Source organism: Butyricimonas faecalis (assembly GCF_003991565.1).
GTDB classification, from domain to species: Bacteria; Bacteroidota; Bacteroidia; order Bacteroidales; family Marinifilaceae; genus Butyricimonas; species Butyricimonas faecalis.
Genome location: NZ_CP032819.1, coordinates 2,849,116 through 2,865,328, shown reverse-complemented (window position 1 = coordinate 2,865,328; position 16,213 = coordinate 2,849,116). Strand labels below are relative to the sequence as shown.

10 protein-coding genes are annotated in these 16,213 nt (G+C 44.9%); all 10 read left to right on the top strand.

The window, feature by feature from the left end:
* Nucleotides 1-106 precede the first annotated feature (106 nt).
* The 10 genes from D8S85_RS12380 (at nt 107) to D8S85_RS12335 (ending at nt 16,194) form a co-directional block, all read left to right on the top strand.
* The gene (locus D8S85_RS12380) at nt 107-2,680 is read left to right on the top strand and encodes an RNA-binding domain-containing protein (protein ID WP_106480934.1); all 2,574 of its coding nucleotides are present in this window, start codon (nt 107-109) and stop codon (nt 2,678-2,680) included.
* 101 nt (nt 2,681-2,781) lie between these two features.
* Complete coding sequence (locus D8S85_RS12375) at nt 2,782-3,351, top strand: RNA polymerase sigma factor (protein WP_106480933.1); 570 nt, start codon at nt 2,782-2,784, stop codon at nt 3,349-3,351.
* Nucleotides 3,352-3,422: 71 nt separating this feature from the next.
* The gene (locus D8S85_RS12370; RefSeq protein WP_106480932.1) at nt 3,423-4,601 is read left to right on the top strand and encodes a FecR family protein; all 1,179 of its coding nucleotides are present in this window, start codon (nt 3,423-3,425) and stop codon (nt 4,599-4,601) included.
* Nucleotides 4,602-4,734: 133 nt separating this feature from the next.
* Nucleotides 4,735-8,256 (top strand): SusC/RagA family TonB-linked outer membrane protein, encoded by a 3,522-nt coding sequence (locus D8S85_RS12365; RefSeq protein ID WP_228423214.1) that lies wholly within the window; start codon nt 4,735-4,737, stop codon nt 8,254-8,256.
* A gap of 16 nt (nt 8,257-8,272) precedes the next feature.
* Nucleotides 8,273-9,772: a RagB/SusD family nutrient uptake outer membrane protein gene (locus tag D8S85_RS12360; protein ID WP_106480930.1), complete on the top strand. Its 1,500-nt coding sequence runs from the start codon at nt 8,273-8,275 to the stop codon at nt 9,770-9,772.
* Between the two features lie 25 nt (nt 9,773-9,797).
* Complete coding sequence (locus tag D8S85_RS12355) at nt 9,798-10,787, top strand: hypothetical protein (protein ID WP_127075147.1); 990 nt, start codon at nt 9,798-9,800, stop codon at nt 10,785-10,787.
* 95 nt (nt 10,788-10,882) lie between these two features.
* Nucleotides 10,883-11,806 (top strand): ABC transporter ATP-binding protein, encoded by a 924-nt coding sequence (locus D8S85_RS12350; RefSeq protein WP_106480928.1) that lies wholly within the window; start codon nt 10,883-10,885, stop codon nt 11,804-11,806.
* A 26-nt stretch (nt 11,807-11,832) separates the two neighbouring features.
* On the top strand, nt 11,833-14,247 hold the full coding sequence (locus D8S85_RS12345; RefSeq protein WP_127075145.1) for a Gldg family protein: 2,415 nt from the start codon (nt 11,833-11,835) through the stop codon (nt 14,245-14,247).
* A gap of 113 nt (nt 14,248-14,360) precedes the next feature.
* The gene (locus tag D8S85_RS12340) at nt 14,361-15,449 is read left to right on the top strand and encodes a TlpA family protein disulfide reductase (protein ID WP_172726511.1); all 1,089 of its coding nucleotides are present in this window, start codon (nt 14,361-14,363) and stop codon (nt 15,447-15,449) included.
* A 172-nt stretch (nt 15,450-15,621) separates the two neighbouring features.
* A complete protein-coding gene (locus D8S85_RS12335; RefSeq protein WP_106480926.1) occupies nt 15,622-16,194 on the top strand; it encodes an RNA polymerase sigma-70 factor in 573 nt (190 codons plus the stop codon).
* Nucleotides 16,195-16,213 lie beyond the last annotated feature (19 nt).

Genomic DNA, 16,213 nt, shown 5'->3' with positions numbered 1-16,213 from the left:
AATAATCAGAGGGGAACGAGGATACGTCGATTTTTTGTCATGAGGTAGGGCATTTTCACAAGGAAGTGCGTGTTTGAATATTTTTGCAATAATAAAAATAAGAATAATGGATTTTTTATCTCCTGAACGCTTGTTCAAGGAACTTCCTCTTACACAAGAAGAGGTGGGTGTTCTTGAAGAGTATATTTGCGATTATGATTTCACGGTTGTTGGAAAACAGGGACCGGAGTGGATATTTTCTTTGTTGAGTGTTGTTCGGGCGGAGCTGGGTAATGGAGATATGATTTTGGAGGATTACGGTCTTTTGAATGATATTTTTATTCGTATTTTGGAATGGTTGCTTGAAGGGTCTGACTGTTTAAAATGTTTTGAGGGGGTTAAGTTGAACGATGCGCGTATGCAGGTTGAACGCTACTTGGATGAGGCTATTGCCGGTAGGGAGGCCGTTCGGTTGATTGACGCGGGGGAGGAAGGAGTGTATGTTACCTCGAAGTTGGAAAAGTTGATGGTGTCGGGATACTTGTACAAGAAGTCTCTCGTGTGGATAACGTTACTGACGATCGTGCGATTTAGTCCGAGGTTGCATTTGTTGCCGGCGCGGGGACTTGTTTTGCTGGTGTATAACACGTTGAACAAGCCGAATCCCAGGGTGTTGGATTGTTTCAATGAACGGGTGGCTCTCGTGAGAGAGCAGGATGATGCCTTGTATTTTGACGGGCATACCCGGGAACAGTTGCAAGAGGCAGTTTGGCTTCTCGGGGCCCGGGTTTTGTTGGGAGATCCGGTGCAGGAGGAATTGGCAAGTTTGCGTTCCATGTTTTTCAGATACCTGTATTTGTTATCGGATAAGAAGGAGGAGTTAGCTCGGAAGAACGCATTTAATTCGTTGTTGTTTAATCAAAAGAACGCGGTGTTCACGTGGGAGGAGTTGTTGAAGTTCTCCGTGCCTGTTCTGTTGGAATCGATAGGGCAAAAAAGCGTTGATGTGATTCGGAATTGTCAGGGACGTTTGTTCGAAGGGCATGGGCAATTACTGGTGGAGACAAAGGCGATTACGCTTGCCGCACCGGTTTCTTTGAAGTTTGATACGTTGATGGAGATTGACGGTGTCGCGTTGAAGCTTGGGTACAGTAAGAAAAAGTTGAGTTTTGAGGAAGGGTTGGTCGGGACAACCTTGGCCTGGCGAGGTGTTTTTGCTGATTTTTCAGATGAGCTGAGAAAGAGCGTGATTCAGAAGAAACAACCGCCCGTGGGGGCTGTCGTGAATATACGGGTGAAGTCGGTGCACGATCTTAAGCCCACGCTGGTTTTCGTTACGGTTGTGGACCCGCGGTATGGCGGACAGGGGGTTTTGCATGTCAGTCGGGTGACTCGGGCAAGGTTGGATAGTTTGAAAGATATTTTCCATCCCGGGGATGTTATGGCGGCAACCGTGGTCGAGTCGGAAGATGATCGCCTACAGTTTTCGATTTGGGAGGAATTGAATCAAGTGGCCGTGGAGCACTTGCGGGAAGGGGATCAGTGTAACGCTTTGCTGTTGAGTGAAAAAAACGGTTTCTTGATTTGGTTGTCGGAAAGCGGTTTTTTGGTATCGACTCCTCTTGCTGAAGGGGTGAGCGAGGAGAAAGGGGGATACTATCTTTTGGAGATTACCGATGTTCCCCAGGTAGGGAGGATTAGAGGAAAGGTTTTGGAGGCCACGAAGGAACGATTTGACCGGCATGAGGCGGTCGCCAATCTGGTTTACAGTTATATAGAGGCGTGTAAGGATAGGAATAGGGATGGACAGGGAACGTTTAGCACGGGTAAGATCGAGCGTTCTATCGGGATTTCGGGTAAGTACGTGAAGGAGTTGACCCGGTTGTTGCAGCTTTATTTGACGCGGGAAGTTTGTTTGGAGAATTTGAATTTGCTTTATTATATTCGTTTGTTGGCTCATGTGCTGGGAGATTCCCGTTTGAAAGGGTATTATGATTGCTTGATCAATCATTTGATTGTGAAATACGAGTTCGTGGAAGGGCGTCTGGGTGATTTGGATCTAGGGGCTTTGGAGAGGGATTTCCGGGCTTATCCCGCGTTGAAATCGTTGTGGGCGGTAGTGAAGATGCTGGCATCGTATGGCGATCCTTCTTTTGCCGATGAATTGGAACGTTTTTCTCATTCGGAAAATGAGTATGTGGCTAAAGTGGCTGAAGCGATATTGGCTAAGAATGTACAGGGGAATCTTCTCGAAGAATCTCGTTGGGGGGAGGATGAGTTGTTGGAATTGTTATCCTTGAAGGGGGAAGGTGAAGAAGATGCCATGTCCGGGAGTATGGGAGGAAAGAGGACGTTTAAGAATTCGTTGGTCTACCCGGTAGGTGCGAAGCACGTGGACGTGGAGGCCCAACTGGATTCAATTATGCAGGATATATGCCGTTTCCTGAACGATCAGGGAGGGGTCGTGTATATCGGGATGAGCGATAAAGGGATACCCGTGGGGATTCAGGCGGATTTGGATTACCTGTGTTGCAATCTGGACAAGTATGAGTTGTTTCTTCATCAAAGGATAAAGGAGGCTTTCGGGGAAGAGGTGGACCGGACAATTCAGATTGAAAGGAAACAATTCGGAGATAAGGTGGTGGAGGCTCTCGTGGTTCCACGTTTCGACCGGGTGGTGGAGTATCATTCGGAGAATTGAAAGGCGGGCAGAGGTGGAAACCTGTTTTCGAAGGTTCTAAGAAGAAATCGTAATTGATACTAAATATTTTTTCTATATTTGTTCCTGAGTAGTACATTCGTATGGAGCTTGGCGATGAATATACAAGATTGATTTACGGGGTAAATCGTAAGGATGAGAAAGTGTGGCAAGAGTTATTCGACTCTTACTATGAAAGTTTGTGTAATCACGCGGCTCGGATTTTATTGGATGATCAGGTGACGGAGGATATCGTGCAGGAGGTGTTCGTGAACCTGTGGAACGGAACGGCTGTTTTCGAGAACGAGAAGGCTTTGACGGTTTATTTATATCGGTCGGTAACGAACAATGCCTTGAAATATTTGCGGGACCGGAACACGGAGGAGGCCCGGTTGAGGTTGTGGAGCGAGGTGGAACAGGAGATGTCCGAAGAGAATTTTTCGAGCGTGGTGCGGGAAGAGGTGTTACGAAAGTTGAGGGAGTTGATCGATTTGTTACCGGGAGAACGTCGGAAAGTGATCTTGATGAGCATGGACGGGATGAGCGGGGAGGAGATTGCGGCTAAGTTGGGAGTGACGATTCATACGGTTAAACAACAAAAATATTTAGCTTATAAATTTATAAAACAGGAACTTGGCAAGTACTGGATCGTGGCCATGTTATTTTTTCTATAAAAAAATCATTTTTCTTTTTATACTTTTTCGTTTTTTTGGATTTAATAGGTGAATCCAATACAAGAAGTGTAATGAAACGTAATGGTCATACTATATTTGAAGTTGTTCAACAAGTGGTTCGGAACTTTTTCAACGAGGAAGATGAAGAGGCAAAAAAGGAGTTTCAGCGATTGATGCGAGAACCGGGTTTGTTGAATAATGCTTCCGGACTGGAAGATAAGGAGCAACTTGCGTCTTGGTTAAAAGAACCTCCTCGTTTTTCTTCGAAGGAGGGGTTCAAAAAATTTCAGACCTACGTGAAACGGGGACGGAAAGTCCGAATGTTGCGGAGGATGAGGATTGCTGCCTCGTTTTTATTGGTACTTGCGCTGGGAGGGGCTGCTTATTGGTTGAATGTGCATTGGGAAAAACGGAATCACGTGGAGTTAGCCGAAGGGATACAGCCCATCATGTCGAAGGGATATATCATGTTGGATGACGGGAGTCGGATTGATTTGGGAGAGGATGAAGGAGAGGTGCGGGAGGCAGATGGGATAAAGATTATTCGGGATTCCGTGAAGGTCGTGTATGCCTCGGCAGATGTAATGCCAACGGATAAAATTGCTTACAACGAATTGAATGTTCCGCGGGGAGGGGAGTATATGCTGGTGCTGACCGATGGAACGAAAGTTTGGGTGAATGCCGATTCCCGGTTAAAGTTCCCGGTGCGTTTCAAGGAGAATAGCCGGGAGGTGTATTTGTTGTCGGGAGAGGCTTATTTTCAAGTGGAGAGGGATGAATCAAGGCCTTTTCTGGTACATACTTCTCGAGGATGCGTGAAAGTGTTGGGGACGGAATTTAACGTGCGTGATTATCCGGAAGAATATCGAGTGGTGACTACGCTGGTAAATGGTTCCGTGCAGTTCACGGGAAAGGATAAGAAGAAAGTGGTGTTGAAGCCCGGCTTTCAGGTGATAGCTGATTCTTTGACAGGTGTGAGTGATGTGCGGGAAGTGAATTTGAGGGAGTATGTGGGATGGCGTAGCGGGCTTTACGTGTTTAGTCATTTGACGCTGGAGGAATTGATGAGGGTGGTTGAGCGGAATTATGACGTGACGGTCTTTTTCGCAAACGAAGAGTGTAAGCAACTGGTTTTTTCGGGAGATTTGCAGAAGTATGAGACAGTCGAGCATTTTTTGAGATTTATAGAGACGGGTGGGGATGTTCGTTTTGTGGTGAAGGAGCGTACGATTACTGTGTATAAAAAATAAGACAGGGATGCCCTGGTCCGGCAACCCTGTCTAAATGGTTATAATTATTTATAATTAAACATTCAAATGTATGAAAAAAAATTGGATTAGTAGGCGTGGTGTGCCGATCCATGTCTTAAAAAAAGTTTTTTTGATGATGAAACTGACTTTTTTACTCACCGTTGTGTTGCAGGTCAGTACTTGGGCAACGGGGTTCTCTCAAGAGAACAAGGTGTCTTTGCAGATGAAAGATGTTTCCTTGGAAACGATTATTCTCGAGTTACGGGAGCAGACAGGTATTCGCTTTTTCTATAGCATTGATAAGATAAAAGCGATTGATCACCTTTCTGTTGATGCCAAGAACGAGGAACTGAAAGATGTGTTGAATCGCTTGTTGGGCGGAACCGGGCTTACGTACACGTTGCTGGATGATGTGATTGTGATCAAGGATTTGACGGTTAATCAAGATCCGGAGAGAATTTCCGTCCGGTTGAAAGGATGGGTTGTGGACGAGAAAAAGCGGGCGATGCCGGGAGTGACGGTAAAATTATCGGGAACTTCTCTCGGGACGGCTACGGATGCGAAAGGATGGTTTTCATTACAATTGCCTGTTTCCGAGGGTAGGCTGGAGTTTTCTTTTGTGGGGTTTGCCACTCAAATCGTAGACTTTTCGGCCCGTACGGCGAGGGACACGATGCGAGTTGTTTTGAAAGAGGAACTAATTAAGATGGATGAAGTGGTTGTCACGGGCTACCAGGCCGTGAAGAAGAAAGCGATGGTCGGATCATATTCGAAAGTGGATGCCGATGAGTTAGTGATGACCGGATCGCAGACGCTCGAACAGATGTTGCAGGGTAAGTTGCCGGGTGTGATGGTGATTAACCAAAGTGGGTTGACCGGTACTCGTCAGAAAGTGCGTGTTCGGGGTACTTCCACGCTGGTGGGGAATGCTGATCCGGTGTGGGTGGTTGACGGGATTATTCAACAAGATCCATTGCCTTTCAGTGCCAGTGAATTGACCAATATTGGTGATGATAACATAGATATGATCAAGAATTTTGTCGGGGGAGCCATTGCTTGGTTGAATCCCAATGACATTCAGGATATAACAGTACTAAAAGATGCTTCGTCCACGGCTATTTACGGGGTAAAGGCTGCTAATGGGGTGATCGTGATCACAACGAAGAAAGGGGAGCGGGGACGTTTGTCGTTGAACTATTCCGGTAATTATTCCGTGGGAGAAAAGTTGAATTATGACAAACTGGAGATTATGAATTCCAAACAGCGGGTTGATCTTTCCCGGGAGGCTTACGAGAGAGGTGCACAGGTGCCGAATGATAAAATCGGATATATCGGGTTGGCGTTGGCTTACCAGCGGGGAGAGATTTCTTACGATGAGTTTGACCGAGGAGCTAAGGCATTGGAATCCGTGAACACGAACTGGTTTGACGTGCTTTACCAAACCCCGTTTTCTCATTCTCATTCGCTGAGTTTTTCGGGAGGTAATAACAACTCTACTTATTATGCTTCTTTAGGTTATTCAAATAATCAGAATACGGCGAAAGGAAATTCACAGACTTCTTATACCGGGCGTTTGAATTTGAGTTCTACGTTTTGGAACAAGTTGCGGTTGAATGTCTCTTTATCCGGTTCTCATACCGAGACAAAAGCTTTTGCCAATGGGGTGGATCCATTCAATTATGCCATCAATGCTAACCGGGCAATCGCTTGCTACAATGAGGATGGGAGTTTGTTTTATTATGCTAGCGGGGGCAAAGGGTATGATTATAATATTTTGAATGAATTGAAATATTCCGGGAATGAAAATAGAAGCAGAAGTCTGAATTTGAGTGTTGATGTCCGTTGGACGATTCTGGAAGATTTAGTCTTTTCTACCACCTTGGGAGGAGGTTCTATTTCTACGTTCGGGGAGTCATGGTTTACGGAACGGACTAATTATATTGCCGGAATCCGTGGATATAATTATGGCGAACACGATGCGTTTGACACGGATCTGAAAACTTCACCTTTACCTTATGGAGGCGAGTTGAACGTGAGCGAGAATGAAGGATTCAATTATAGCTGGCGAGGACAGTTTGAATATATAAAGAATTTTGGCCGTCACGCTGTGAATATGATGGTCGGGGGAGAGTTGAGTAGTAATAAGCGTAAATCTTACGCACAAACGGATTATGGGTATATGCCGGAGCGGGGTTTGTCATTCGTGGATGTACCTCTGGGAACGAGACCGAGTACGGATGTCAATTACACGCTGAACGGGTATGCACGCACGGTTCCCTCTTTGTCGAAATCGTTGAATAACACGTTGTCTTACTATGTTTCGGGTTCTTATATGTATGATAATCGCTATGCCTTGAATTTCTCCGTGAGAGGTGATGGTTCCAACCGTTTCGGACAGGACGAGAAAGAGAAATATCTGCCGGTGTGGTCTATCGGTGCCCGGTGGAACGTGACGGATGAACATTGGTTGCAGGGGCAGGATTTGTTGAATTACTTGTCTTTGTCGGCCACTTACGGTTATCAAGGAAACGTGGTGGAGAACGTGAGTGCGAATCTGATTGCGAAAATCTTGCCTTTGGATACGGAGACAGGAGAGTTCAAGATGACTTACACGAAATTGCCGAATCCCGATTTGAAATGGGAAAAGACAAAGTCGATTAATTTGGGAATTAATTTTAGCGTTTTGCATAGTAAGGTGAACGGTTCGTTCGAGTATTATTACAAGAAGACAGAGGATTTGGTTACCCAACGGGAGATTCCTTACGAGAACGGGGAGCATTCTATGTACGTGAATGGCGGTAATATGAAGAATTCCGGTTGGGAATTGTCATTCAGTCTGGTACCTGTTCGCACGCGGGATTTCGTGTGGAGTTTGGGATTCAATACTTCAAAAGTGTATAACGAGGTGAGTTCGGAGTTTGAACCGACGGGAGATTGGAGAGAGGTTGTAGGCGGGAAATATAACAAGAAAGGATATCCTGTTTCCAGTTTCTGGGCATTCCGTTTTGCCGGACTGAATCCGGAAAATGGCGGGCCTTTATTCGATATGTCCGGGGCGAACACGAATGCGGGTGAGTTGGACGTGACACAGTACATGGTTCATGCCGGGAAGTTGGATCCGGATTTAACGGCGGGACTGAATATGAATTTCCGATACAAGAATTGGACGCTGGCGACTTCTTTTTATTGGTCAACCGGTAACCAGTGTTTTTTGAGTTCCCCGTATGGCGAGATGAATAACACGTATGGTATGCCGAGCGAGTACAAAAATGCCTCGACTCAACTGTTAAAGCGTTGGCGAAAATCAGGTGACGAGAAGTACACGAATATTCCTTCTATCCCGGTGGGCGAGAATTGTTTGCCCATGTATCCGTTTAAAGATTCCAGCGTGAGTCTTTATCCTTACGAGGCGTGGGCGAATTCGGATGTCCGGGTTGCGGATGCGTGGTATTTGCGTTGCAACAGTATAAGCCTTTCTTACGTGTTCCCGGAGAGGTTGATTCGCCGGTTTGCCCAGAACGTGGGTTTTACCATGACGTTATCCAATCCATTCCAGATCGTGAGTAGCGATTTTGATAGCCGGGATCCGGAAGTGGCTAAGGGAAGTCAGCCATTGACAAGGAATTTTACTTTTAGTTTAAACGTGAGTTTTTAATTAATATATAAAGAACATGAAATCGATCGTATTAACATTTGTTGGTTCGTTCATGTTGTGGATGCTTGTCGGTTGTGACGGCTTCCTTGACGAATATAGTATAACCGAAGTTCGACCGACAGAACTTACCGATGTAGAACAGTTGCTTCTGGGAGATGCTTATCTGGATGCCGGACAAAAAGAGGTGCAGTATAATATCATGGATATTTTCACGGATGATATAAAATGTAACGGGTTGAAGAGTGAAGGTTACCGGACTTATCTTGAGAATATGAAGTGGCGTTTCTTGTGGGATGCGGATATGTTTAACAATGCCGGTGGAGGATATGATGCTGCCTTTTGGGAATTACCTTACAACAAGATATTGGGATGTAATATCGTGCTGGATTGTCTGGATGATATGACTGGAGAGGCATCTTTGAGAGAGAATCTTCGGGGGGAGGCGTTGACGTTGCGTTCCATGTACTACTTGATGTTGGTGAATATGTATGGAATGCCTTACAATGAAGGTGATCCGAACCTGAATCCGGGGGTGCCTTTGAAGTTGACCATGGAGGTTCGGGATGAACGTTTTCCCCGTAATTCAGTGGCAGAGGTGTACGGGCAGATTGAACGGGATTTATTGAGAGGTAATCGGTTGCTAACGGAGTATGATTATAACCGTAACTTTTTGCGGATAGGTCATCTGGCTGCCAAGGCTCTTCTGTCGAGGATGTATCTGTACATGGAGGATTGGGACCGGGCGATTGCTTACGCGGACAGCGTGTTGCAGGTGAAGCCGAATTTGTTGGATTTGAACACCGTGCAGTGGAGCACGCCTAAATCCCCGGAGTCGTTGTCCGTGTATTCCATCGAAACGCCGGATGAGGTGATTTGGATGCGGGAAGGTTACCGGGAGTTGCCGGATATGCAGGCCTCGGATCCTTGTTATATGGTTTCCGATGAATTGTTGGATTTGTATGGCCCGTGTACACAGGTAATGGTCAAAGATAAAAAGATTCGGGATATACGGGGTTGTTTGTATTTTGCGTGGAATTTTAAAATGGCGTTCCCGTCTATCACGTATTACCGGAGTTATTTGTCTATCGGGGGAAGTAATAATGGCGTGTACCAAGGGATTCGTACGGCTGAAATGTATTTGAATCGCGCCGAGGGATATATCCGTAAATATATGGCAGGAGGTGATGCGTCTTGTTGTCAGAAGGCTTTGAACGATTTGAATGAATTGCGTCGTCACCGTTTCAATAATGTGGAGTACACGTATGAGGAGGTGAATATCACGGACCCGGATGATTTGTTTAAATTCTATCAGGAGGAACGGCGTAGGGAGTTGGCCGGAGACTGGATGCATCGCTGGTGTGATTTGAGAAGATACGGTATGCCGGAAATTAACCATACTTTTTTTGAGACGGCTTCCGGTAACAAGACGGAAGTGACATTACAGAAGAACAGGTACGTGTTGCCGATCGCTGAAGAGGTGATCCGTTTGAATCCCCGATTGGAACAGAATAAATAGTCATGGAAATTAAAACTAGGGTATTATGAGATATTTTTTGATAATAATATTAGGATTGTTTTTGTGGACGGGATGTAATGACGATGACGAGAAGTTGACACCTTCGACGGAACCGGAGTTTCGTTATGTCCTTCCGCAAGGGGATCACGATTATGACACGAAGATCGTGAGCTGGTATGAAGACTGCGGGATTTATTTCTTGTACAAGTTCGAGAATAAGGATGTGTATTATAACGAGAATGACCGATGGGCAGGGTTTGTGGAGGATACGTCGCGGATCAACGAGAGCGAGCTTGTGTTTTATAATCCCGGTTTGCGTGTGGAGTTACCGGACGAGGAGTACGTCGGCAAGCAACTGGAGTGGATTGAGAAGTTGTTTTTGAACCATTATTCCAGGGAATTGTTGAAAAAGAAGATGGTGAAGAAAGTGATTCTTGCCAAGAATGTGACTTATTGCCGTCGTTTGGGTAATAATATTTTGTCAGAACAGGAACGGGATTATTTCAATAATATCGCCAATACGTTGATATTTAGTCATGGGGATGCGTCCGTGGAGAATTTGGCAAATGAAGATATGCTAGAGATGAAGAATGATTTGCACACGTGGATGTTGACGGAGAAGTTGGTGGATGATTACCCGATGGCGGAGTTGGAAGATTTCCTTTCCGTGACGGATTATTCTAAAACCTTGTCCGCGGATTATTATGAAGAGTGGGTGTCTGAAGGTTGGTTGGGACGGTTGGCAAATTTCGAGGAAGAAGCAAAAAGAACGGATGTCCGGACTTACTTGGAGATGATCATTACGACACCGAAGGAGATATTGGAAATAGATGTGAATTCAGTATCCCGTCAAGATCCGCTGTTCTGGGTGATTAGGAATTATGATTATGCCGGTTTTTTGCATCCGTCGAAGGATGTGGCGGGGAACATTAAGAAGAAATATGATCTTATTGTCGCTGCCTTTAAAGATTGGGGGGTAGACTTACCGGCCATAGGAGACTTGTATTACGAATAATCTCCTGTTTGTATGTGTTTCTGGAGAGTAAAAAATGATGGCTATTTGCTGTCACGGGAGAGTTATGTCTAGTATTTTGATAATAAATCGTTTGTATGGAAAATCCAATTGTAAGAGTTGAACATTTGTATCATCGGTATACTTCCAGTCGCTGGGCGATAGAGGATATTAATTTCCAGATTGATGATGCCGGGGTGGTTGGTTTGTTGGGATCGAATGGGGCGGGTAAGTCTACCACGATGAATATTATTTGCGGGGTGATGAGACAGACCGCGGGGGAGGTATATATTGGCGGGATAAACACGTTGAAAGAACCTGTGAAGGCTCGTAAGTTGATCGGTTTCTTACCCCAGAAACCCCCTTTGTACCCGGATCTGACGGTCGATGAGTATTTGCGTTTTTGTGCAGAAATACAGTGGATGGATAAGAAAAAGATTAAATCAGCTATCGCTGCTGCCGAGGAACGTTGTGGTATTACTCATATGAAAGATAGGTTGTTGCGTAATCTTTCGGGAGGGTATCAGCAACGCGTCGGGCTGGCTCAGGCCATCTTACATGATCCGAAGTTCGTGGTGCTTGATGAACCGACGAACGGGTTGGACCCGAACCAAATACTGGAAGTCCGTCAGTTAATCAAGGATATTGCAGTGGATCGGACCGTGATGCTTTCGACGCATATTTTGTCGGAGGTTCAGGCTACTTGCTCTTCTATCAAGATGATTGAACACGGGAGAGTAGTTTTTTCCGGTAGTACGGAAGATTTTGATAATTATATCGAACCGAACACGCTCTATTTGGAATTTGATCAACTTCCGGAAATGGATGAATTGATGAAGTTGCCCGGTATCAAACGGGCGGAAGCATTGGATAATCATGGCGTTCGTTTGTGGTATGACGGGGAGCGGGGAACGATTAAGCAAGTGATGCGGGAGGCTGTTTCTCGGGGATGGGATATGATAGAATTGCGAAAGGAGAAGAGTTCCATGGAAGCCGTATTTGCTAAATTGTCCGGTAAATAATCAATTAATTCTAAGAAGTAAATGTTATGAGAGCAATATACAGAATAGCTCGTTTGGAGTTATCAAATCTTTTTTACTCGCCGATCGCATGGTTGATCTTGATCCTTTTTGTCTTTATGACAGCGATGAATTTTACGGATGTGCTTTGGGCATACGCGAGAAGTCAGGAATTCCGGGGCGGGGGCTTGTCTGACTTGTCCCGGGCGTTATTTTTCGATGCAACGGGACGGGGGTTGTGGCCTAAGATCAGTAATTTGTTGTACATGATTATGCCTTTGTTGACGATGGGGTTAATCAGTCAGGAGTTCAGCCGGGGATCGATCAAATTGTTGTTTGTAGCCCCGATTACCAGTCGTCATATCGTGTTGGGAAAGTTTCTGGGGATGATGATGTATGGGTTGTTGATGTTTAGCGTGTTGCTGGTGTACGTTATTCTTGCCGGATGTTGGATTGAATCCTTTGACTGGGCAGCGGTGTTGACCGGACTGTTGGGGCTGTACCTTCTTTTCGGAACTTACGCGGCAATCGGTCTGTTCATGTCCACGCTGACGACTTACCCGATCGTGGCGGCTATTTATATGCTGGCTTTGTTGACTTTCTTACGTTTCGTGTCCGGGTTGTGGCAGGAATATACTTTTGTCCGGGATATTACGTATTGGCTGGCACTGGACCGACGGGCCGGTACGTTTATTAACGGGATGATTTGCAGTGAGGATTTTCTCTACTTTGTTATTATGACGGCCATGTTCCTCGGGTTCGCGATTTTGAAATTGCAGTTTATTCGGGAGCGTCGTTCTGTGTTGAGTAAAGTCGGACGCTTCCTAGGTGTGTTTATCGTGGCGATGTTGCTGGGATACGTGACTTCTCGGCCGATGTTACGATTGTATCACGATTCGACGCATACCAAGACAAACACGTTGACCGAGGCTAGCCAGGAGATCGTATCCAAGTTGGACGGGGGATTGAAAATGACGACTTACGTGAATTTGTTCGGTAGTGTTTACAATATTACTCCTGCCAAAGTGATGGCTGATATAGCACGTTATAATTCTTATATACGGTTCAAACCGGAGACAAAGATGGATTACGTGTTTTATTATTACACGGACACGACGGACGGATTTTTTGCGCACCGTTTTGCGGGAAAGACGTTGACCGAGGCTGCAAAAGAAATGGCAAAATTCCAAGGGGTTAATGCTCGAAAATATGTTCCTCTATCGAAGGTCGATCCTGACGTGGATTTGAGAGACGAGGGGTATCGCTTCGTGGTGTTGTTGGAACGTGAAAATGGAGAAAAGACTTTTTTGCGGGTGTTTAATGATGCACAGCGAGTTCCTTTTGAAAGGGAAATTTCCGCTGCGTTGAAACGGATAGGTATGAAGTTGCCGAGCGTGGGATTCCTTTCAGATCATTATGCCCGCACGATTACGGGGGACCGGAATCGGGATTATTCCTATATGGTGTCGGAAAAGCTGTACCGTTCGGCATTGATTAATCAAGGCTTTGATGTGGTGGATGTGAAATTAAGTCGTAATCCTCAATTGCTTGATAGTTTGGATGTATTGGTTATTTCAGAACCTCGGGAGTCCTTCACGGAAGAGGAGTTGGATAAATTGTATCGTTACGTGGAAAGCGGGAAGAATTTGATTATCGCGGGAAAGCCAAGAACAAACAGTTATTTGGCCCCGTTGATGGAGAAGCTGGGATTACGTTTTGAGCCGGGAATTTTGGTTCAGAAACAGGATCAGATCGTGGATAAAAACGCTGCCAGTATGCCTTCTGTCAGAGGTGCAGGTGGTGGTCCCGGAGCTTTGGGGCAGGCCGAGGAAAGAGAATATCCGGTTAGCTTGTTCCTTTGTAGAGCTACCGATGAGGCCAAGGGGTTATCTAAACTTTGGGACGATTTATATGTAAAAACCAATCATCCCGAATGGCCCTACTCGATCGTGATGCCGGAGGCTTCGGCGATCGAACAGGTGGAGGATAAGGGATTCCGGGTGATTCCGTTGCTGATCGGGCGTGATCCTTCAAGTTGGAACGAGTTGGAGACGATTGATTTTGTGAATGAAACGCCCTTGTTGAATCCTAACGTCGGGGAGCAAGCCGGGACGAAAACTACGATGGTGGCTTTGGAGCGTCAACAGGCAGGGAAGGAGCAGCGAATCGTGGTTGTCGGGGATGCGGATGCTTTTAGTATGGGAGAGGTGATGGCGAGTCGTAGGGGGATTCTTTCTATAAACGGGGGACTGATCATGTCTATGTTTGAGTGGTTATCCTACGGGGAACTCCCGGTGGATACTTCCCGTCCCGATCCGATAGACAATAACCTAACGATAGGTGCGGAGGCGGCCGGAAATGTGAAGACGATTCTGCAATGGATTCTACCGGTGTTGATTTTGTTGGGAGGTGTGTTATTGCTGTTCAGAAGAAAGGGGAAATAGAGAATGTATTTTGGCGCTGTTTCGTGCCGTGTATGTGTAATAATTTCGTATCACAGGGCCGTGGCGAAAGCGTCTCTTTTGACTCGGCTCTTTGGTTTAATAATTTGAGGATAATGATGAAGAAATTGATTTACATGGCTGTATTATTACTTGCAGTCATTTCTGCTAGGGCTCAGGACTACGAGGCTTTTAACAAATTTATGAGAGAGTATTCCAGGGGTTGGATGACAGATTACATGAAGCCGGCAGGCAACACGATGACGATGGTTAAACAAGTGGGTGAGCCTGCCCCGGAATTTTATTTTGATAAAAAGTTAAACAGCAAGGCGTTAAAAGGAAAGTTTGTCGTGATAAATTTCTGGTCCACGTGGTGTGGTAGTTGCATCAATCTGGTCCATGATTTGGATACGGTGCTGTTCCGGAATATGCAGCCTTATGAGGGAGTGCAATTTATAGGAGTGGATTCACACGAGAAGGTATCGGAACGTGAAGCTCGGAAATGGTGGAAAGATCATGGCATTAATTATTCTTGCGGTTATGGGAAAGGGGCAGATGCTTGTGCGGAGGCGTTTCATGGCAATCACCCGTCTGTCATAATTATAGATGATCAAGGGATCGTTAGAGGGCGTTGGGACGGTAGGAGTCCGAAATTGGCGGAAATTGTTCGAATGGCTATTTGGGTGCTTAAAATTGTTCCGGAACAGGGGATTCAAGCTGATTTGACAACAGTCAAGAAGCTTGTGGAAGAGAAGGAGTATCTTAAGGCGCTTTATTTACTCGAAATTATGCCGGAGAATATAGAGAGTGCTACTTTGAAATACCAGTGTAAATTGGAGATTTTCGAAAATAGTGCTATCCGGTATTTTGATGTAATACGGGAAAAATACAGGGATGATGAGCAATATCTTTCCGTTATGGAGAGTATAATGTATTTGGTACTGGCTTCTGATTCGAAAGCAGATGCTGTTATCAAGAATGGGTTGGATGCGGCCGAGAGTTTGTTGAGAAGTAGGAGGAACGGGGATTACCGTGTCCATGAAGCGATGGGTATTTTGTGTTACAGGTATGGCGAAAGTTTCAAGCGTAAAGGAGTTCGGGCTTTGGAAAATAGTATTCCGGCAGCCAAGATGAATCGGGAGGGGGATGATGTTATCAAGCATTTGGAGGAACAGGTGAAGATTTATCGGGAGAGATTGGATTGATTGGGGTTGATGTGAAAGAGTAGTTAAAGGAGGGTGAGATAAAATTTGAAGTACACCCTCTTTTTTTGTGCGGGGTCGAATCTGCGGCTGCGGATTCGTAAAATTGTTATTTTCATTTTTTTCTCTACTTTTGTACTCTTAAGAGTGTTCTTTTGATGTAAATCATAGAATTATGTCTAAACGTGATCAAAATACAGAGAACTTTTTATTTGACTCTATTCGTAGTGGCAATATTGAGGCTTATGAGGTCTTGTTTAAAAAATATTACTTGTCTATGTGTATTGTTGCTTGCCGTCTTATCGGGGATGAAGATATAGCGAAAGACATTACGCAGGAAGTATTTATTCATTTGTGGGAAAAAAGGGAATCTTATGATTTTAAAACAACACCGGATATATTTTTATATGTAGCTGTCAAGAACAAATGCTTCGATTATTTGAAAAAGCAAAAGAAAATGCCTATTCAAAATAGTTCGGAAACAGCTGATCGTGAATACTTTTTTCGAAATCTAGTGATCGAAGAAGAGACATATCGAATTGTTAATGAGGCAATTGATGCTTTACCTGTTCAAAGTCGTCGAATTATAAAATTAAGTTTGGAAGGTAAGCAAAATAAAGAAATTGCAGAGGAATTAGGAATTTCTACAAACACTGTTAAATCATTGAAATATAAAGCGATAAACGTCCTTCGTGTAGCGTTGAAGGATTATTATTATTTACTTTTGTTCTTGTTTCCAAAAATATAATCAAAAAAAACGACGAGTC